We start from the raw sequence: 214 nt of genomic DNA on the forward strand, positions 1-214 counted from the left end.
GATACTTGTGTAGTTACGTGCTGGTCTGCGTGTCGGTGGCGGTGTCGATGACAGTCGCCGGTTTTTTCATCGGCAACCTCATGAAGATGTACCCGATCGAATCGGCCATCGTGACCTGCTGCCATAGCGGGCTGGGCGGGACTGGGGAGGTGGCGATTCTGTCGGCATCGAACCGGATGTCGCTGATGCCGTTCGCGCAGATATCGACGCGCAT

1 protein-coding gene is annotated in these 214 nt (G+C 58.9%); it reads left to right on the forward strand.

The genetic code is table 11. From position 1 onward, the window contains the following. On the forward strand, positions 1-214 hold a 214-nt coding region (locus B0W55_RS29515), incomplete at both ends, for a 2-hydroxycarboxylate transporter family protein (RefSeq protein ID WP_175645594.1).

This window comes from Pseudomonas sp. KK4, assembly GCF_001984065.1.
GTDB lineage: Bacteria > Pseudomonadota > Gammaproteobacteria > Pseudomonadales > Pseudomonadaceae > Aquipseudomonas.